At 67.2% G+C, this 16,541-nt stretch carries 20 protein-coding genes and 1 pseudogene; 7 read left to right on the top strand and 14 right to left on the bottom strand.

The genetic code is table 11. The features are described 5' to 3' along the window. The first annotated feature begins 56 nt into the window (after positions 1–56). Complete coding sequence (locus tag AC5P7U_RS09555) at positions 57–338, top strand: hypothetical protein (RefSeq protein ID WP_006452199.1); 282 nt, start codon at positions 57–59, stop codon at positions 336–338. Positions 339–392: 54 nt separating this feature from the next. Here AC5P7U_RS09555 and AC5P7U_RS09550 read toward each other — a convergent pair whose 3' ends face one another. Together AC5P7U_RS09550 and AC5P7U_RS09545 are read right to left on the bottom strand one after the other, a co-directional pair. Further along, a complete protein-coding gene (locus AC5P7U_RS09550; RefSeq protein WP_414554698.1) occupies positions 393–2,534 on the bottom strand; it encodes a TonB-dependent siderophore receptor in 2,142 nt (713 codons plus the stop codon). A gap of 74 nt (positions 2,535–2,608) precedes the next feature. Continuing rightward, on the bottom strand, positions 2,609–3,253 hold the full coding sequence (locus tag AC5P7U_RS09545) for a TetR/AcrR family transcriptional regulator (protein ID WP_006452197.1): 645 nt from the start codon (positions 3,251–3,253) through the stop codon (positions 2,609–2,611). A gap of 83 nt (positions 3,254–3,336) precedes the next feature. On the opposite strand from AC5P7U_RS09545, the gene AC5P7U_RS09540 reads away from it, so the two are divergent. Beyond that, positions 3,337–4,869, top strand: a complete 1,533-nt coding sequence (locus AC5P7U_RS09540; protein ID WP_414554699.1) for an FAD-dependent monooxygenase — start codon at positions 3,337–3,339, stop codon at positions 4,867–4,869. 45 nt (positions 4,870–4,914) lie between these two features. Here AC5P7U_RS09540 and AC5P7U_RS09535 read toward each other — a convergent pair. The 7 genes and pseudogenes from AC5P7U_RS09535 to AC5P7U_RS09505 form a co-directional block, all read right to left on the bottom strand. Next, a pseudogene (locus AC5P7U_RS09535) lies at positions 4,915–5,094 on the bottom strand (hypothetical protein); the annotation flags it as partial. Positions 5,095–5,165: 71 nt separating this feature from the next. Further along, a complete protein-coding gene (locus tag AC5P7U_RS09530) occupies positions 5,166–6,869 on the bottom strand; it encodes an ATP-binding protein (protein ID WP_197563662.1) in 1,704 nt (567 codons plus the stop codon). Between the two features lie 89 nt (positions 6,870–6,958). Further along, positions 6,959–7,207, bottom strand: coding sequence for a hypothetical protein (locus AC5P7U_RS09525; protein ID WP_049458780.1), 249 nt, complete (start codon positions 7,205–7,207; stop codon positions 6,959–6,961). A gap of 139 nt (positions 7,208–7,346) precedes the next feature. Further along, positions 7,347–7,616 (bottom strand): hypothetical protein, encoded by a 270-nt coding sequence (locus tag AC5P7U_RS09520; protein ID WP_049458653.1) that lies wholly within the window; start codon positions 7,614–7,616, stop codon positions 7,347–7,349. 100 nt (positions 7,617–7,716) lie between these two features. Then, positions 7,717–8,235: a hypothetical protein gene (locus AC5P7U_RS09515; protein WP_495221032.1), complete on the bottom strand. Its 519-nt coding sequence runs from the start codon at positions 8,233–8,235 to the stop codon at positions 7,717–7,719. A 183-nt stretch (positions 8,236–8,418) separates the two neighbouring features. Next, positions 8,419–8,895, bottom strand: coding sequence for a hypothetical protein (locus AC5P7U_RS09510; protein ID WP_308308512.1), 477 nt, complete (start codon positions 8,893–8,895; stop codon positions 8,419–8,421). A gap of 92 nt (positions 8,896–8,987) precedes the next feature. Further along, positions 8,988–10,226, bottom strand: coding sequence for an NADH:flavin oxidoreductase/NADH oxidase family protein (locus AC5P7U_RS09505; protein ID WP_495221031.1), 1,239 nt, complete (start codon positions 10,224–10,226; stop codon positions 8,988–8,990). Between the two features lie 89 nt (positions 10,227–10,315). On the opposite strand from AC5P7U_RS09505, the gene AC5P7U_RS09500 reads away from it, so the two are divergent. After that, the gene (locus tag AC5P7U_RS09500; RefSeq protein ID WP_006452130.1) at positions 10,316–10,792 is read left to right on the top strand and encodes a MerR family transcriptional regulator; all 477 of its coding nucleotides are present in this window, start codon (positions 10,316–10,318) and stop codon (positions 10,790–10,792) included. 16 nt (positions 10,793–10,808) lie between these two features. Here AC5P7U_RS09500 and AC5P7U_RS09495 read toward each other — a convergent pair whose 3' ends face one another. Together AC5P7U_RS09495 and AC5P7U_RS09490 are read right to left on the bottom strand one after the other, a co-directional pair. Further along, positions 10,809–12,020: an MFS transporter gene (locus AC5P7U_RS09495; protein ID WP_053450152.1), complete on the bottom strand. Its 1,212-nt coding sequence runs from the start codon at positions 12,018–12,020 to the stop codon at positions 10,809–10,811. A 119-nt stretch (positions 12,021–12,139) separates the two neighbouring features. After that, on the bottom strand, positions 12,140–12,814 hold the full coding sequence (locus tag AC5P7U_RS09490; protein WP_495221030.1) for an HD domain-containing protein: 675 nt from the start codon (positions 12,812–12,814) through the stop codon (positions 12,140–12,142). Between the two features lie 265 nt (positions 12,815–13,079). On the opposite strand from AC5P7U_RS09490, the gene AC5P7U_RS09485 reads away from it, so the two are divergent. Beyond that, positions 13,080–13,337, top strand: a complete 258-nt coding sequence (locus AC5P7U_RS09485; RefSeq protein ID WP_495221028.1) for a YjhX family toxin — start codon at positions 13,080–13,082, stop codon at positions 13,335–13,337. Positions 13,338–13,409: 72 nt separating this feature from the next. Then, positions 13,410–13,916, top strand: coding sequence for a GNAT family N-acetyltransferase (locus AC5P7U_RS09480; protein ID WP_308308515.1), 507 nt, complete (start codon positions 13,410–13,412; stop codon positions 13,914–13,916). A gap of 22 nt (positions 13,917–13,938) precedes the next feature. Here the strand turns inward: AC5P7U_RS09480 and AC5P7U_RS09475 are convergent, their stop codons facing one another. The 3 genes from AC5P7U_RS09475 to AC5P7U_RS09465 form a co-directional block, all read right to left on the bottom strand. Continuing rightward, complete coding sequence (locus AC5P7U_RS09475) at positions 13,939–14,145, bottom strand: hypothetical protein (RefSeq protein WP_006452125.1); 207 nt, start codon at positions 14,143–14,145, stop codon at positions 13,939–13,941. A gap of 58 nt (positions 14,146–14,203) precedes the next feature. Beyond that, complete coding sequence (locus AC5P7U_RS09470) at positions 14,204–14,641, bottom strand: acetyltransferase (protein WP_495221027.1); 438 nt, start codon at positions 14,639–14,641, stop codon at positions 14,204–14,206. A gap of 67 nt (positions 14,642–14,708) precedes the next feature. Continuing rightward, complete coding sequence (locus AC5P7U_RS09465; RefSeq protein WP_495221026.1) at positions 14,709–15,476, bottom strand: NAD(P)H-dependent oxidoreductase; 768 nt, start codon at positions 15,474–15,476, stop codon at positions 14,709–14,711. 78 nt (positions 15,477–15,554) lie between these two features. Here AC5P7U_RS09465 and AC5P7U_RS09460 point away from each other — a divergent pair, with 78 nt between their 5' ends. Both AC5P7U_RS09460 and tadA read left to right on the top strand, forming a co-directional pair. After that, complete coding sequence (locus AC5P7U_RS09460) at positions 15,555–15,914, top strand: winged helix-turn-helix transcriptional regulator (protein ID WP_197563650.1); 360 nt, start codon at positions 15,555–15,557, stop codon at positions 15,912–15,914. A gap of 75 nt (positions 15,915–15,989) precedes the next feature. Then, positions 15,990–16,514, top strand: a complete 525-nt coding sequence (gene tadA, locus AC5P7U_RS09455; protein ID WP_006452089.1) for a tRNA adenosine(34) deaminase TadA — start codon at positions 15,990–15,992, stop codon at positions 16,512–16,514. Positions 16,515–16,541 lie beyond the last annotated feature (27 nt).

The following is a 16,541-nucleotide window of genomic DNA, read 5'->3' as shown; positions in this document are numbered from 1 at the left end:
AATCCGGGCACTCCAGCCTTGGCGCCCGTCTGCTGATCCCCAACCCTGGAGTGCCCATGAAGTTGTTCGTTCCGCTGTTGTTCGTTGCCGCGCTGGCCGGCTGTACCACCGCCAGGATGACCGTCACCCCCGATGGTCGCCGTGGCGTGTCCATCGACTGCAGCGGCTCCAGTTCCTGGAGTGGCTGCTACGAGAAGGCCGGGCAGATGTGCCCGGGGGGCTATGTGGTCTTCAGCAAGGATGGCGATGAAGGAAACGCCATCGCGGTGGGCAACAGGAACGGTTTCACTTCCACCCAGATGGTCACCCGCTCGATGCTGGTGTCCTGCTCGCACTGACGCTGGCAGGGGAGGTGGGTTGCCACTTCCCCCGCTGCTCCCTGCAGCACGGCCTCAGAAGCTGTAGGCCGCCTGCACATACACCCGCCGCGGTTCACCCGGGAAGTGCCCGTTGCGCTCGATGAAGCCGCTGGCGGCGTACACCTTGTCGAACAGGTTCTTGACGTTGGCCTGGAACTGCCACTGCTTCCACGTGGTCTTCCAGCTCACATCGAACACGGTGTAGGCCTTCACCGTCTGCCCGTCGAGGCTGACACGTTCTCCTACATGATCCACCCCGAAGCCAATCGCTGAGTTGATCGAGGGCAGGTCATAGCGCGTCCACAGCCCCACTTTGTTGCGTGGTGCGTTGGCGAAGCGGTCGCCCGAGGCATTGGTGATGCCGCCTGGACCGGCATCCTTCACCCGCGCGTCGTTGTAGGCATAGGTCAGATTCAGCACCCAGCGCTCGGTGATGTCGGCCAGCAGGTCCAGTTCCATGCCGGTGCTGCGCACCAGGCCCAGTGCGGCCAGCCGGTTCACCCCGCCGATCACCTCGCCGGTGGCCTGCACGATGTTGCTGCGGTCGATGCGGTATGCCGCCATGTTCAAGGTCACGCGATTGGCCAGCAGGGATTTCAGGCCAACCTCCCACTGCCTGCTGCGCTCGGCGTCGAACGGGCCGCCTGCGGCCGGGTTCTGGTTGGCCGCACTCTGCGGCACGAAGCCACTGGCCACGTTGGCGTATACGTTCAGCCCCTCGCGCACGCTGAAGGTGCTGCCCAGCCGCCAGCTGAGATCGTTGCCTTCCACGCTGCTGCCACCCAGGCGGTCCTCATCCTTGAAGCCATCCCAGCGCAGCCCGGCCAGCACGTGCCAGCGCGGGCCCAGCGCCAACTCATCCTGCAGATAGCCACCGTAGCGCTTGCTGCGCGTGGAGGTGCTGCGCCAGGGCAGGGCGGCCAGGTTGTAGTCATGCCAGGTGCTGGCGCCATAGACCGGGTTGAACAGATCGATGCCGCGCACCGGGCCGGCGCCGCGTGCCAGGTCGGCGCTGTTGGCGGTCTGCGCGGTGAAGTCGGCGTCGAGCTGGTACACATCGGCACCGAACAACACCTTGTGTTCGATGCGCCCGGTGCTGATCCGCCAGACCGCATTCGCGCTGGCGGTGAACGCCTCGTTGTCACGGATCTGGTTGCGCAGCTGGCGTGTCATCCACTCGGCCACGCCGTCGCGGTCACGGTCGATCAGCCCCATCGGCTCGTGGTACATCTGGTGCTCGTTGTTGCTGAACCAGCGTGCGGCAACGTCCACATCAAGGGTGTCGCGCGGCGCGAAACGGTACTGCACCAATGCCACCCTGGCGCGCATGTCGAGGAAGTCGCTGGCCTCGTTGTGGTTCCAGCGGCGGTCGGTCAGGAAGGTCCCGGCATCGTTCACCGGTACACCGCGCAGGCGGTTGCCGCCCAGATTCTGGGTGATGTCGGTGAACTGCAGCACCAGTTCGCCGGTCTGGCCGACATCGAAGGCCAACGACGCATCGCCGATCACGCTTTCGCTGTCGGCGTTCCAGCGCACGCCCTGTTCGCTGTCGGCATACAGGCCTGCGCGATAGCGAACGCTGCCGGTGGCATTCAACGGTCCGCTGCCTTCGATCGAACCCGCACGGAAATCCTTGTCGCCCACCTGCAGCTCGATGCGGCGCTCGGCGTGGGCCTTCGGCTTGCGCGTCACATAGTTGATGACGCCGCCGGCATCGCCGCCGCCGTACAGCGCACCGGCAGGCCCCTTCAATACCTCCACGCGCTCGATGTTGAACAGCTGCGGCACCGAGAAGCCTGCATAGGGATCGCCGCGCAGGCCGTCGTACAGCACGTTCTCCTGGCGGAAACCGCGCAGGGTCACGCCGGCATAGCTGAAGAAGCTGATGCCGCTGATGCTGCGGTACAGGTCGGTCACCTGGCGCGCGGCCTGGTCGTCGATCAGCTCGCGCGGGATCACCTGGATCGACTGCGGGACCCGCTCCAGCGGGGTGTCGGTGCGGGTGCCGACGGCGGCATCGGTGGCGCGGTAGAGGGTCTGCGCACGGCCGCGGACTTCGACCCTGTCCAGGTCCCTGGGTGCGTCTACCGGGGTCTCGTCGGCCAGCGCGGGGAAGGTCAGGGAAAGGCCCAGCGCAAGGCACAGGGTGCGCGACAGAGGAGTGGAAAGGGGCATGAGGGCGAAGTGGGGTGGCTACAAATGAGAAAGATTAGCATTTGCAATACTTCGTGACCTATCCCCCGAATGCGCTATGGACGCAGCGCCGGGTCTGTATATGGCGTGCCTGCCAGGGCCACCAGCACCCCGGTGGCACCACGCACGATCAGCTGCAGCATGGCCTCGCGTGGGTCTTCACCGTGCTGCTGGCTGGCCAGGCCCTTTTCGTAGGCCGCCACCATCGACGCCATCAACATGCCCGCGCCCAGCCTCGCCTCGGCATCGCTGGCGGGCCGGCCGGCAGCATCGGCCATCAGCTGCGCCAGGTCGTCGCTCAGTTGCGCCTGCAGCCTGCGCGCGTGCGCGACAAGCACGGGACTGGCGGCCACGGTCGCCCAGAACGCCGCTGCGCCGGCGTTGATCCGCAGCAGCGGATGACCGCTGTCCAGCAGTTGCCGTACCAGCGACTGGAAGGCGCCCAGCGGGGCCATGTCGTTGCGGGCCAGCATGCCCTCGCGCAGCAATGCGCGCGCTTCCTCGTCGCGGTCGAAGACCAGGTCTTCCTTGCTGGCGAAGTAGTTGAAGACCGTCTTGCGCGAGACCCCGGCGGCCTCGGCGATCTCGGACATCGACACCGCCTCGAAGCCGCGCCGGATGATCAGCTCGGTGGCGACGTCTGAAATCGCTTGTCGGGTCTCGGCCTTGCGCTGCTCGCGGCGGCCCGGGGGTGGGGTCATCGGAGGTTCACTGGTAGAAGCGTACACCGAGTGTAACATTCTGATGGCCAGAGCGCCGGCCCGGTGCTCACGAGGAAGTCCCAATGCTGTACGACGTCGTCATCGCCGGTGCGGGCCCGGTTGGCCTGTTCCTGTCCTGCGAACTGGCCCAGGCGGGCTGTTCGGTACGGGTGCTGGAACAGGCCGAGTCCGCCGAATCCCCCTTGAAGCGCCTGCCATTTGGCCTGCGCGGCTTGAACGCCCCCACCCTGGAGGCGTTGGACCGGCGCGGCCTGCTGGATGCGGTTGCCGCGACCCAGGTGCTGAAGCCAGGCAAGGGCGCGCCCCCGCCCGGCACGGCGCACTGGCTGGCGCAGCCACGGCCGTTGGGCGGCCACTTCGCCGGCATTCCGTTCGCGCTGGACAACGTGGACAGCGGGCGCTGGAACTGGCGGCTGCCCACGCCGGTCGGCACGCAGATGGCGATCGAGCTGCAGGCGCTGGAAGCGGTATTGACCGAGCGCGCAGTCGGGCTGGGCGTGCACATTGATCGCGGCTGCGTGGTACAGGCGGTGCAGGTGGTGGAGGATCAGGTCGCTGTGCAGACGACCGCACACGGCACCGTCCACGGCCGTTGGCTGGTCGGCTGCGATGGCGCCCGCAGCACGGTGCGCAAGCAATCGGGTTTCAGCTTCGAAGGAACCGATCCGGAGTTCACCGGCCACTCCCTGCTCGTCGAACTGGAAGATCCTTCGGTGCTCACGCCGGGCCGCCAGTACACCGCGCACGGCATGTGCAATTTCAACCCGCCCGGCGTGCTGGCGCTGGCTGATTTCGACGGCGGCGCTGGCCATCGCACGCCGCTTGACCTGCCGTCGGCGCAAGCGCTGCTGCGGCGCGTGTCCGGTCGCAATGCAACGATCACCGCGCTGCACCTGGCCACCACCTGGACCGACGCCGCGCGCCAGGCCAGCGCCTACCGCAACGGTCGCGTGCTGCTGGCCGGTGATGCCGCACACATGCATTCACCGTTGGGTGGGCAGGGGTTGAACCTGGGCATCGGCGATGCAATGAACCTGGGCTGGAAGCTGGCGGCGGTGGTGCGTGGTGTCGCCGGCGAGGCCCTGCTGGACAGCTATCAGGCCGAGCGGCATCCGATCGGCGCGAAGGTGCTGGACTGGTCGCGCGCGCAGGTGGCGTTGATGCGACCCGGCGCCGGGTCACGCGCATTGGCGGCGGTGATGGCCGATCTGGCCGACACCCGCGATGGCGCGACCTATCTGGCCGAGCGGGTCTGGGGCATCGGGCAGCGGCTGGATCTGGGCGAAGGGCATCCGCTGGTTGGCCGCAGTGCGCCTGACTTCCAGTGGGACGATGGCCGTCGCATGGGCGAGCGGCTGCGCGCCGGTGGCGGCGTGCTGCTGGTGTTCGACACTGATTCGGCGCTGTGCGAGGCCATTGACCGCGATTGGCATCGCCTAAGCTGCATCGCTTCGCCGGTGCACGACACACTGGGTCTGGGCGCGGTGCTGGTCCGGCCCGATGGCATCGTGGCCTGGGCCTGCGATGCCGGCGGCGATGCGACCGGGCTGGCCGAGGCAGTGCAGCGCGGGTTCGGTGCGCGGGGGCCGGCCTGATCAGTGCGGTTGCGGCGCAGCCGGCGAGGGCTGCGCCGACGGTGTTCAGAGTTCCTTTTTCTTGCCGCTCAGGTCCAGCGGCTTGTCGCTGCCCTTGCGCTCGCTCGACCAGACCTCCATGCCCTTGTTGCAGCGGCTTTCGCGAGCGGCGACGTCGGGCGGCAGGTCCTTGAGGTGCGGTGATTCCTGACAGGCCGGGTGCATCGCGTTGTCGTCATGGCGCGCAATCTACCCAAGCGCACTTGTTATGGTGTAACAAGTGCGCGATAGTCGGCGGTGGCTCGGCGCAGAAACCGCTACACCCGTACCGGCACTGGCGAACGTTGTCGCCCCGTCTCGGTCATCACCGCGGCCAGCTGCTTGAGCGAATAGGGCTTGCGCAGCAGGGTGAAGCCATGCCCCGGGTCGCGTGCCAGCAGTTCGCTGTAGCCGCTGGTCAGGATGATCGGCAGATCCGGAAACTGGCTGCGGACGTTACGCGCCAGGTCCAGCCCGTTGGTGCCGGGCATGACCACGTCGCTGAACATCACGTGGAAGCGCGCAGCGTCCTGTTCCAGCGCCGCCAGCGCTTCGTCCGCGTTGCGTGCCAGCACCACGTTGTAGTCAAGTTCGCGCAGTGCACCCACCGCGAACTCGGCCACATCGACGTTGTCTTCCACCACAAGCACGCACAGTCCGTGACCGTGGACCAGGCCCGGCTGCGGCTGCGCACGGACGATGCTGGCGCCCTCCTGTGCCAACGGAAGGTAGAGCGTGAAGCGCGTGCCGACACCCGCCTCGCTTTTCACATCCACCTCGCCTTCCGACTGCTTTACGAAGCCGAACACCTGGCTGAGCCCGAGGCCGGTGCCGGCGCCCACGCCCTTGGTGGTGAAGAACGGTTCGAAAATGCGATCGACGATCGCCGGATCGATGCCTGCACCGCTGTCGGTCACGCTGATGGCGGCGAACGCGCCCTTCATCGGCGCGGCGAAGCGGATCGATGGCACCGCGGTGACCTGTTCAACATCGATCATCACGCTGCCCTGGCCGTCGATCGCATCGCGTGCATTGACCGCGATGTTGATCAGGGCGGTGTCCAGCTGCGTGCGGTCCAGCAGTACCGGCAGCGGTGTGCCGGGCAGGTTCGCCGACATCGTGATGCGCGCACCGAGCACGGTGCTGATGATGTCCGACAGAGCCTGCACGCTCTCGCAGAGATCGAAGACTTCCGGTGACAGGCTCTGGCGGCGCGAGAATGCCAGCAGCTGCGCGGTGAGCCGGGTTGCCCGGTCCGAGGCGCTGCCGATGGCCTGGACGTAACGCAGGCGCGGATCGTCGCCAGGCCAGGTATGCAGCAGCATGTCCACCGAGCCGGTGATGACCTGCAGCAGGTTGTTGAAATCGTGGGCGACGCCGCCGGTGAGCTGGCCGATGGCCTCCAGCTTCTGCGACTGCCGCAGTTGCTCGCGTGCGCGTACCAGCTCCAGGTGCGCCTCGCGTGCCTGTTCGGTGATGGCGGCAACCTGGCGGCTGTGCATGTCGCGCTCGATCACCCGCTCGGTCTGTTCACTGACCACGCAGAAGATGCCGACCACCGCGCCGCTGCCCATGCGCAGCGGTGAATAGGAGAACGTCCAGAACGTTTCCCGCAGCGTACCGTCGCGGTCCATCATCAGTGGCAGGTTGTTGAAGCTGCGATGGGTGCCGGCAAACGCATCATCAATGGCCTGCGACACGTCCTGCCAGACGTCTGCCCAGACGGTCTGCAGGCGGTTGCCCATCGCGCCGTGCAGCTTGTCACCCAGCATCGGCAGATAGGCGTCGTTGAAGAAGAACGCTTTTTCTTCATGGCCCCACGCGATCCACAGCGGCTCGGGAGAGTCGAGGATCATCGCCAGCAGGGTGCGCAGTTCGGGAGGCGCACTCGCGGCGGCGGCGGAACGGGCCCAATCGCTGTCCTGCAGCAGCCGGTAGGCCAGCTGGTCGGGTGCGGACACGGAGAGGGGAAAAGGATGCATGGCCGTCGACGCGGAAAGGTGCGGCAGCATAGCCGAGTGCATGTCAGCGCGTCCTGCACAGGCACGCGCGGCATCGGCACATCACATGCTCATACACCCAGCAGCGTGGGGAGCTGCCAATCGGCCACCCGTGCATGGCTGACCTGCTGGTGGCAACCGCAGCGTTCGCAGCGGAACAGGGCGCCCCCCGGCAGCTGCAGCAGGCTGTGTTCGCTGGCCGAAGTGGTTTCGGCGCAGTGCCGGCAGGTGATGGTCAGCGCAGTAATGCGCTCGACGCCACCGGACAGGTTGAACACTGCCTCGAAGGCGCGGATGACGGGGTGGATCGAGTCGGGCATGGACATCTCGGCAGGGGCGCATGGCGCATCGTTGCCCAAAGGCAGTGACGGCGTAGTCAGCTGTGTGCATGCAGCGGGTCAAGCGGACGCGGCTGTTGCGGCGCCTCTCCCTGGTCGCCGCGATGGTCGGTGCGCCGCATCAGGCGACGCAGATCAGCAGCAGGCTGCACAGCACCAGCATCAGCACGAATACGCGCCGGCTCAGTGCCAGGCAGGCCAGGCACGCCGCCAGGGCCCACGCCGCCAGCAGAGTGCAGGCCAGCAGCCAAATGCCGATCACCAGCAGCGAGCCGCTCGCCAGCGCCGACAGGGCGATGGCCTTGAACAACCCCAGCGCCAGCACGCTGCCGAGCACGCCCGCCTGCAGGGCGATGGCATCGTGGCGGGTGGGGCGGGAGTGGGGGAGCATGGCCGTTCCGGTGCGGGAGACAACAGGGCGTTGTCCACACTCTGTCGAAAACGATATCCACGCAATGTGTTCATGGCGAGGGCTCGGACGTGCCCCCTGTTCATCGATAGCGCTTGTTGCCCCCCGAGGTGATGCAGTACTGCCCCCCGCGAGGGCCAGTACAGTTGTAGCGTGCCGAGCAGGGGCAGCTGTACGCACTGGACGAGGATGCGCGGGGCGCCGCCCTGGCGGGCGCAAGGCGCGCTCCGGCAGCGGCTGGCAGCGCGTGCGCGTTGCCGACGGACGGGGCTGATCGATTCCAGCAGCCTGCGCCACTGCACAGCAGACTGGCAGAGATCCAGTGCCCTGAATGACGGTCCGTATCGATGTTTGCCCACCCGCGATCGATCCGGTTGACGATGACGGCCGTACCGCGGCTGACCGTTTCACTGACGGTGCCTTCCGGTTGCAGGCGAACCAACGCGCTGGCCGTGTCCACATAACGGATATCACGCCCGGCCGACTGCGCGGGCGCCACAGCCAGCAGTTGGAGGATGAGCGCCAGCGCGAGCGATCCTGTGATCCGGGTGCTGTTCCGGGTCAGAAGGCTCGGGCCTTCCGTGATGGTGGTGCGATCCATGCAATTCCCTCTGCGTGCAGCTGCGCTGCGTCACCTGACGTGTTCAATCGCACAGAACTATCGGTGACTCCGCATGGGCTGGCAACTACCTGACGGTGGAATTCGCAATTTTCCTACGCGTCGGCCGGCTTCCGCCGGATTGCATCCCGTGCGTCCGGTGCTGCACAGCGGCCCGCCAGGCGCTCAGTCGAACTCACCCTCGACCGATTCCAGTCGTTTCCGGTACGCCGCGCGATGCTGGTAAAGGCGCTGGCATTCGCTCGACCGGTAGATGCGGCTTGCCGGTTCGTTGGCGACCGAGTCGCACATCCGCGCAATGTGGTTGCTGGCCGCCAGTTCGGTGACGAAGAACACCGCCGTGATGCCGGTGCCCAGCAGCACGACGTACAGCAGGCGGCTGAGCCAGCGCGTGCGCTTGCGCTCGAAGTGCTGCTGGAGGGTCAGGTCGAAGCGGATGATGCTGAGCACGATCCAGATGAGGGCGACCAGGAAGCACAGCGTCGGCAGCAGCCCGCGCCAGAGGCCGGCCTCGTACACCGATTCGCTGTAATGGACCGCAGCTCCGGCACCGGCGATGGCAATCGCCAGTGCCCAGTTGCGGCCGAGCGAGAGCAGGTCATCGAGCAGTTTTTCGCGGTTCCTGGTCGGTGCGGCTGCCACGTGGGTTCCTTGTGCCTGCTGTGATCGGGAGCGGATTGCCGCCGATCACGCAGATGGTGGAGCATCGCTGCCGCGATGAGAAGCCTGCCTGTTCAGCGGCTGCCTGCGCGCGCGGCGATCCAGCGCCTGTAGCGACGGGTCCGGCACCTTCCCGCTGCCTGCGCCAGCAGCAGCGCCCACACCGGTGAGATGCCGGGCGCGGTGGGGCGGCGCCGGCTCAGCCGGCCCAGCTGGTACTTCACCGCCGCCATGTGTGCGCTGGCCGCCAGCGGCTTGCTGCGCCAGTCAATGGGGCGCAGCATCGGCACCGCGTCGTGCCCCTGCTGCCAGTGTTTGGGCAGGTCCGGTTCGATCGCCAGCGCGGTTGCGATGCCCACCATCGCAACACCACTGTCCAGCACCTGCTGGGCCACCGCGTGGCGACGGATACCGCCGGTGACCATCAGCGGCATCGTCGCCACCGTGGCGATCTCGCGTGCGAACTCAAGGAAATAGGCTTCGCGTGCGAGGCTGCGTTCATCGCGCGCGGCGCCGGTCATGGCCGGTGCTTCGTAGCTGCCACCGGACAATTCGACCAGATCCACAGCCAGCGGGGCCAGCATCTCCACCACCGCGCGCGCGTCCTCCGGCGAGAAGCCGCCACGCTGGAAGTCGGCGGAGTTGAGCTTCACCGCCACCGCGAACGTGGGCGACACCGCAGCGCGCACCCCTTGCACGATCTCAAGCAACAGGCGCGCGCGGTTCTGCAGGCTGCCACCCCAACGGTCCTCGCGGCGGTTGGAGAGCGGTGACAGGAACTGGCTGAGCAGATAGCCGTGTGCGGCGTGGATCTCCACCCCGCTGAAGCCAGCGCGCTCGGCCAGCTCGGCACTGCGGATGAAGCGGGCGATCACCTCTTCGATGTCGGCCCCGGTCATCGCCCGCGGCGGTGCGAACTGGCTGGACAACGCCCCCATCTGCAGCGGCACCGCTGAAGGCGCCAGCGCCGGTTGGCCGAGCGCGGCCGGCATCTGCCGCCCGGGATGGTTGATCTGCATCCACATCTGCACTCCGCGCGCGCGGGCCGTGTCCGCCCAGGCGATGAAGCGGTCGAGGTGGCGGTCATCTTCCAGTACCACACCGCCCGGTCCGGTCATGGCACGGCCATCGACCATCACATTGCCGGTGATGATGAGCCCGGCGCCGCCGTCGGCCCAGCGCTGATAAAGCTGCAGCAGCGCGGGCGAGGGCGCGTGGTCGGCGTCGGCCATGTTTTCCTCCATCGCGGCCTTGGCGATGCGGTTGTGGATGACGGCGCCCGAAGGCAGGGCCAGCGGCGAGAACAGGGACATCGGACAGCTCCGGGACAGGGGAATGGCGCTACGCTAACCTTCAAGTTTGATTGAAGGTCAACCGGTTCCGATGTCGAGGATTCAGGCCCATGAAGATCGGTGAGCTGGCGAGGCGCACGGGCCTGGCCGCGTCGCGCATCCGCTTCTACGAGGATGCCGGGCTGCTGGTGGTGCAGCGCCAGGCCAACGGCTACCGCGACTACCCGGAGCAGGCGGTACTGCTGCTGGAGCTGATCATCGGCGCGCAGCGCGCCGGCTTCAGCCTGGAAGAGATCCGTGCGCTGCTGCCGCCGGACATGGGCCAGTGGCAGCACGATGCGCTGATCACGATGCTGCGGCGGAAGGTGGCCGATATCGAGGCGCTGCAACTGCGCCTTGCGCAGAGCCGGGCGCACCTGCTGGCCTTGATCGAGGATATCCAGGCGAAGCCGGAGGGCATTGATTGCGCGGCCAATTCACGGCGGGTACTGGACCGCGTACAGCGTGGCGAACTGGCACGGCCCACGCTGGCAGCCGGCGATGGTGCGTTGCTGCGGCCGGGCCGCCGCCGCACCGGCAGCGACTGACGACCCGGCGCGATGCTCAGTGGCTGCCGGCGACGGCGTGCTTGCGCTTCCTGTCCAGCATCACCGCCACACCCCACAGCAGCAGGCCGCCGAGGGCGGTGGCGGCGCCGACGTAGCCGGTGCTGGCCGGGCTGAAGCCGGCGCTGATCGCCATGCCGCCCAGCCACGGGCCCAGGGCATTGGCGGTGTTGAACGCAGCATGGTTGGAGGCGGCGGCAAGCGTCTGCGCTTCGCCGGCCACGTCCATCAGGCGGGTCTGCAGCACCGCCGCCAGCGCGCCCATGGTGCCGACAGTGATGATCATCGGGCCGATCGTCCACACCGACTGCGCCGCCAGCGGATACAGCAACAGCATCACGATCGACCACAGCAGCACCACGGCGGCGGCCTTGAAGTGGAACTTGTCCACCAGCCAGCCACCGGCGATGTTGCCGATGATCGCGCCGATGCCGAACACGCCCACCGCCAGCGGCATCCACGATTCGGCCACGCCGGTGACCTGCACCAGGGTCGGTGCCAGGTAGGTGAACACACAGAACATACCGGCGAAACCGACCGCACCGATCGCCAGCGCCAGCCACACCTGGGTGGTGTTGAAGGCGCGCAGTTCGCGCATCGGCGAGGTACGCACCTCGTCCGGATCGGGCAGCAGGAAGCGCGCGATCATCACCACGGTTGCGATGGCCAGCAGGCTGACCAGGGCGAAGGCGGTGCGCCAGCTCAGCTGCTGGCCCAGCCAGGTGGTCAGCGGATTGCCGACCAGGATCGCGATCGACAGGCCGAGCAGCACGCGCGACATCGCCTGGCCACGCTGGCCGGCGGGGCTGATCGCCGCAGCCACCAGCATCGCCACGCCGAAGTAGGCGCCATGCGGCAGGCCCGCGACGAAGCGCGCCAGCAGCATGGTGGCGTAGTTCGGCGCCAGCGCGCTGGCCAGGTTGCCGACGGCATAGAAGCCCATCAGCGCCAGCAGCAGCTTGCGGCGCGGGAAACTGGCGCCGACGAACGCCAGGATCGGCGCACCGACCACCACGCCGATGGCGTAGGCGCTGATCAGGTGACCGACCTGGGTTTCAGAGATCGACAGGCCCCGGCTGATCTCCAGCATCAGGCCCATGCTGGCGAACTCGCTGGTGCCGATGGCGAAGCCGCCCAATGACAGGGCAAGAATGATCAGGGTGCGCTGACGGGGCGTCAGCCGCGCAGCCAGGGAAGAGTTGGGGCTCATGCGGGGGCGCGATGGGGACGGGGAGCCACCCATTGTACTGCTGCACCGCAGCAGTGATCAGTGCCCATGGCCAAGAATCAGCGTTTGACCGGTGGTACCCGGGTTGCATCGGGCGGCGGTCAAGGCTGCACGTACATGTCGCTCCAGATGACGAAGGTCTCCGGTGTCATCTGTGCCTCCACTTCGGCACGCACGACTTCGCATACGGTGAGCAGCGCCGCCTGGCGTGGGTGCGGAGCGTCCTGGCCGCTGCCGGAGGTCACTTCAGGTTCGTTGGCCAGCGCTGCCAACGTGTGTGCTGCATCCATCAGCTGCAGCAGCCGTGTGGTTGCCGTAGCGGGTGTGGCGGTGGCCGCGCGTTGGCCGCCAAGGGCGACCAGCGCGGCGGCGTACTTGCTGCGCAGGCGGTCGGCCAGTGCCGGGGCGAGCTGCAGCAGCCGGCGCGGGTGGGCGTTGTCGGCGATGTCGGCCAGCTTCACCTTCAGGGCAAGTGGATGCTGGCGGATGCGCGCGTAGTACTGATCGGCATCAGCGGCGGTGTGCCGGCTGAGCAGGCTCACGGTGTCGCGGATCGGTGCCGGGAAGGCCTGCACCTGCGCCGCGTACTGGGGGCAGTCCTCGACCACGTCGTGCAGCCAGGCAGCCGCCTTGGCCATGTCATCGTCATGGATCGCCGCCGCCACGCGCGCCACGTGCTCGATATAGGGCTGGCCTGCCTTGTCCTGCTGCCCGGCGTGGGCCTGGCTGGCCAGCGCGCGTGCCTGTGCCACCCAGTCCATCGTTGGCTGCTGCATCGTCGGCTCCTGCGGATGAAAGATAAATTATCGCCCAATCGCGTTGGTGACGAGGTTGACCCGCCGCAGGCGGCTGGGTAACGTGCGCGTGCCTGCAGCACGCAGGTGCCTGCCGAGTGTGGTTTTTCATGTTGGAGATTGCCGTCATCGGATAACCCTTCCCGTGTGTCTGCCGGGAGTGGTTATCGAATGCGTGTTCCCCTGGCCGGGTGCCGTTGGCAGCCCGTGTCGTCCGCATTTCCGATTACGCAGGATCTCTCTTTCCATGAATATCTCCCGAGCGGAGCAGAGGACGTTGCACGTTCTCGCCCAGGGCGGCTGCATTTCCTTCAGCCGCGACGGCTCTGGCCGTGTCCGCAGCGTTGAATGCTTCAATCGTGAAGGCCTGTTGCTGAGCGATTGCACGCTGGCCGTCTTCAAGAAGCTGAAAAACAAGCGCCTGATCAGTTCGCATGACGGTCGTCCCTACCGCATCAACCGCGCCGGACTGGTTGCGGTGCGCCCGCAGCTGGACAATCGCTGATGCACGCCATGGCGACCCTTCCCTTCACCGCGTACCCGCTGGCCGGCTGCGCCGCATCGATCGAGGTGCCCCTTGAACTACACCCTCCGCAATGAAGCCGCGGCCGACATCGCCGCCATCCATGCGCTGACAGCCGCAGCCTTCGCTACCGCCGAGCACAGCAGCCATACCGAACACTTCATCGTCGATGCACTGCGCGCGCGTGGTGAGCTGGCGGTTTCGCTGGTGGCCGAGGTCGATGGCGAGCGGGTTGGCCATGTCGCGGTTTCGCCGGTGGCGATCAGCGATGGCAGCAGCGGCTGGTTCGGCCTCGGTCCGATTTCGGTACTGCCCGGATGGCAAGGGCAGGGCATCGGTGCGGCGTTGATGCGTGCCGCGCTTGACGCCCTGCGCCAGCAGGGAGCACGGGGCTGCGTGCTGCTGGGCGAGCCGGGCTACTACGGACGCTTTGGTTTCCGCGTCGAACCAGGCCTGATACTGCCAGGCGTGCCCGCGGAGTACTTCCAGGCCCTCTGCCTGCGCCCACCAATGGCGCAGGGCGTGGTGCAGTACTCACCGGCATTCGAGGCCACCTCCTGAGCCGGGCCTGGCGCGCTCCTGCTCAGGGCGCGCGCCAGGCGGTCGGTTCGGGTTGCGGCCTGGGAATGCGGTAGCCGCCGATATGCTCAAGCAGTTCGTTGGTACGGCGCTGTTCGACCAGTACCTCGCGCAGCAGATTGCGCACGGCGAAGATGGCGAACGGCACCAGGATCCAGACCAGGCTGATGCCCAGCGCGAACAGGGTCAACAGGGCTTTTGCGCCATCCATGCACGGCATTCCTTGATTCAAAGAAGCTACGCTAGCACGGGGCGGCTGCCGAAGGATGTCAGGCGCTATGCCGCAGATGGATCAACGGATACGGGCGGCCCTGCGAATCCACAGGTGAGCGTCCGGTTTCGATGAAGCCCATGCGCAGGTAGAAGCCCACGGCCTGCGCGTTCTGCGCGTTGACGTCGGTGCTCAGCTGCGGATGCAGGGCCAGTGCATGCTGCAGCAGCTGCCGGCCGATGCCGGTGCCACGCACGTCCGGGTCGATGAACAGTGCTTCCATGTGGCTGCCGTCGATCAGCATGAAACCCAGCGGGCGGTCCTGTGCATCAGCGGCGACGGTCATCGGTGCCTGCGGCAGGAAGCCGGCCACTTCGGCATCGATGGCCTGGCGGTCTTCGGCGCTGAGGAAGTCGTGGGTGGCGTCGACGGCGCGACGCCACAGGTCGACGAGGGCGGCGCCGTCGTCGGCGCGCGAGGGGCGCAGGGTGGTCATGGGTCACCAAGGTGCTTCGGAAGAATGTGCAGTATGCAGATTCCGGGCGATGGCTGCAGGCGTGGATTCATTCCCCGTTGCGATGGCGGATGAAGGGGCCGAACGCGGTTGCGTCCGCACGAAGCACCACGCCGTCCTCGAAGTCCTCGCTGTCATTGAACGGCACGCTCGGCCATTGTTGCCAGTGCGCCAGCCGTTCGCGGTAGTTGCCGGTGGCGGCCTTCAGCGCGGCATCGTGCGCCTGCACGCGTTCGGGTGGAAGCCCGGAACGCACGCCATGCACCACATGCGGCTGCATCACCTCGAAGCCGACGTAGCGCAGGCTGTACATCAACGGCCACAGCAGCAGCCGGGTGTCGCCCTCGCGGCCGTCCACCGCGCATGCCCGCGCCGATGACCCGGTGGTGACACTCAGCAACGCGCGCTTGCCGCGCATCACGCCGTGCTCGTGGCGCTGCCGGCTGTTGTAGATCGGTCCGTAGACCAGCACGCGGTCCAGCCAGCCCTTCAGCATGGCCGGCGCCGCGAACCACCATAGCGGAAACTGCAGGATCAGCAGGTCGGTGGCCTGCAGCAGGCGCAGGTGGCGCTGCACCTCGGCCGGTAGCTGTCTCTGTTCGGCGCTGTGGCGCTGCTCGCGCTGTGCATCGAAGTGGCCGGGCTGCAGGCGCTGCGGATGGTGATGGGCCGCTTCCAGCGGATCGAAGGCATCCGCGTACAGGTCGATCATGTCCACCCGCAGGCCTTGATGCTGCAGCTGCTCGGTTGCCTGGGCAGCCAGATGGGCATTGAACGAGCGCGGTTCGGGATGGGCCAGCAGGATCAGGGCGTGCATGCGGAAAGGACGTGTTGGAGTGTGCGACCATCCTGGCGAGCCCGGCGTACTCCGGCAATTACGCACCTTGAGGTAACCATGGCCTTTCCCGGCGACGTCTATGCGGCGGACTGCTCGGCGCGCGATGCGCTGGCGCTGATCTCCGGCAAGTGGGTGATGCTGCTGTTGCCTGCCTTGGCGCAGGGACCGATGCGCAATGGCGCGCTGCTGCGGAAGATCGAAGGCCTCTCGCAGAAAGTGCTGACCCAGACCCTGCGGCAACTGGAGCGCAATGGCCTGGTCGAGCGCTGCGACCACGGCAGCAAGCCGCTGCACGTGGAGTACCGGCTGACCGAGGTCGCGCGCAGCCTGGTCGACACGCTGGCTGCGCTGGACCGTTGGGCCGAGCACAACTTCCCCGTGCTGGATGCGGCCCGCGATCGCTTCGACGCGCGTTAGCGACGCCTGCACGAAGCGGGGCGTACACTAGCGCCCCGGCGGCCATCCTGGCCCAGCAACGACGCGAGAACCGCCATGACCGACACCCTGGGTGTACCGGTGCACGACGCCGATGAGCACTGGATGCGCCATGCGCTGGCGCTGGCCGAGCGCGCGCAGCGCGAGTTCGATGAGATTCCGGTGGGGGCGGTGCTGGTCGGCGCCGATGGCCGGCTGCTGGGCGAAGGCTGGAATCTCAACATCGCCTCGCATGATCCCAGTGCGCATGCCGAGATCGTGGCCATGCGGGCGGGGGGCAGGCTGCTGGCCAATCACCGGCTGCTAGGCAGCACCCTGTACGTGACCCTGGAGCCGTGCGCGATGTGCGCGATGGCGATCGTGCATGCGCGCGTCTCGCGCCTGGTCTACGGGGCCAGCGACCCCAAGACCGGGGCGTGTGGCAGCGTGTTCGATCTGCTCGGCGACGCCCGCCACAATCACCGCGTCGAGATCCACGGCGGCGTCCTGGCCAAGGAAGCCAGCACGCGGCTGACCAATTATTTCCGTGCCAAGCGGGGCAAGCCGCCGCTGCTGCTGGAAGACCACGCCGACGAGGGCTGAACGGCGAACGGGTATGATGGGCGCCTC

The organism is Stenotrophomonas sp. YJH_SMC_57 (assembly GCF_059369755.1).
The sequence above is the reverse complement of the archived record's forward strand: the minus strand, read 5'-3'. Positions and strand labels throughout refer to the sequence as shown.

Coding starts and splice junctions, on each gene's coding strand:
- AC5P7U_RS09555 (WP_006452199.1), top strand. CDS start 57: ATGAAGTTGTTCGTTCCGCTGTTGTTCGTTGCCGCGCTGGCCGGCTGT.
- AC5P7U_RS09550 (WP_414554698.1), bottom strand. CDS start 2,534: ATGCCCCTTTCCACTCCTCTGTCGCGCACCCTGTGCCTTGCGCTGGGC.
- AC5P7U_RS09545 (WP_006452197.1), bottom strand. CDS start 3,253: ATGACCCCACCCCCGGGCCGCCGCGAGCAGCGCAAGGCCGAGACCCGA.
- AC5P7U_RS09540 (WP_414554699.1), top strand. CDS start 3,337: ATGCTGTACGACGTCGTCATCGCCGGTGCGGGCCCGGTTGGCCTGTTC.
- AC5P7U_RS09530 (WP_197563662.1), bottom strand. CDS start 6,869: ATGCATCCTTTTCCCCTCTCCGTGTCCGCACCCGACCAGCTGGCCTAC.
- AC5P7U_RS09525 (WP_049458780.1), bottom strand. CDS start 7,207: ATGCCCGACTCGATCCACCCCGTCATCCGCGCCTTCGAGGCAGTGTTC.
- AC5P7U_RS09520 (WP_049458653.1), bottom strand. CDS start 7,616: ATGCTCCCCCACTCCCGCCCCACCCGCCACGATGCCATCGCCCTGCAG.
- AC5P7U_RS09515 (WP_495221032.1), bottom strand. CDS start 8,235: ATGGATCGCACCACCATCACGGAAGGCCCGAGCCTTCTGACCCGGAAC.
- AC5P7U_RS09505 (WP_495221031.1), bottom strand. CDS start 10,226: ATGTCCCTGTTCTCGCCGCTGGCCCTGCCTTCGGGCGCCGTCATCCAC.
- AC5P7U_RS09500 (WP_006452130.1), top strand. CDS start 10,316: ATGAAGATCGGTGAGCTGGCGAGGCGCACGGGCCTGGCCGCGTCGCGC.
- AC5P7U_RS09495 (WP_053450152.1), bottom strand. CDS start 12,020: ATGAGCCCCAACTCTTCCCTGGCTGCGCGGCTGACGCCCCGTCAGCGC.
- AC5P7U_RS09490 (WP_495221030.1), bottom strand. CDS start 12,814: ATGCAGCAGCCAACGATGGACTGGGTGGCACAGGCACGCGCGCTGGCC.
- AC5P7U_RS09485 (WP_495221028.1), top strand. CDS start 13,080: ATGAATATCTCCCGAGCGGAGCAGAGGACGTTGCACGTTCTCGCCCAG.
- AC5P7U_RS09475 (WP_006452125.1), bottom strand. CDS start 14,145: ATGGATGGCGCAAAAGCCCTGTTGACCCTGTTCGCGCTGGGCATCAGC.
- AC5P7U_RS09470 (WP_495221027.1), bottom strand. CDS start 14,641: ATGACCACCCTGCGCCCCTCGCGCGCCGACGACGGCGCCGCCCTCGTC.
- AC5P7U_RS09465 (WP_495221026.1), bottom strand. CDS start 15,476: ATGCACGCCCTGATCCTGCTGGCCCATCCCGAACCGCGCTCGTTCAAT.
- AC5P7U_RS09460 (WP_197563650.1), top strand. CDS start 15,555: ATGGCCTTTCCCGGCGACGTCTATGCGGCGGACTGCTCGGCGCGCGAT.
- tadA (WP_006452089.1), top strand. CDS start 15,990: ATGACCGACACCCTGGGTGTACCGGTGCACGACGCCGATGAGCACTGG.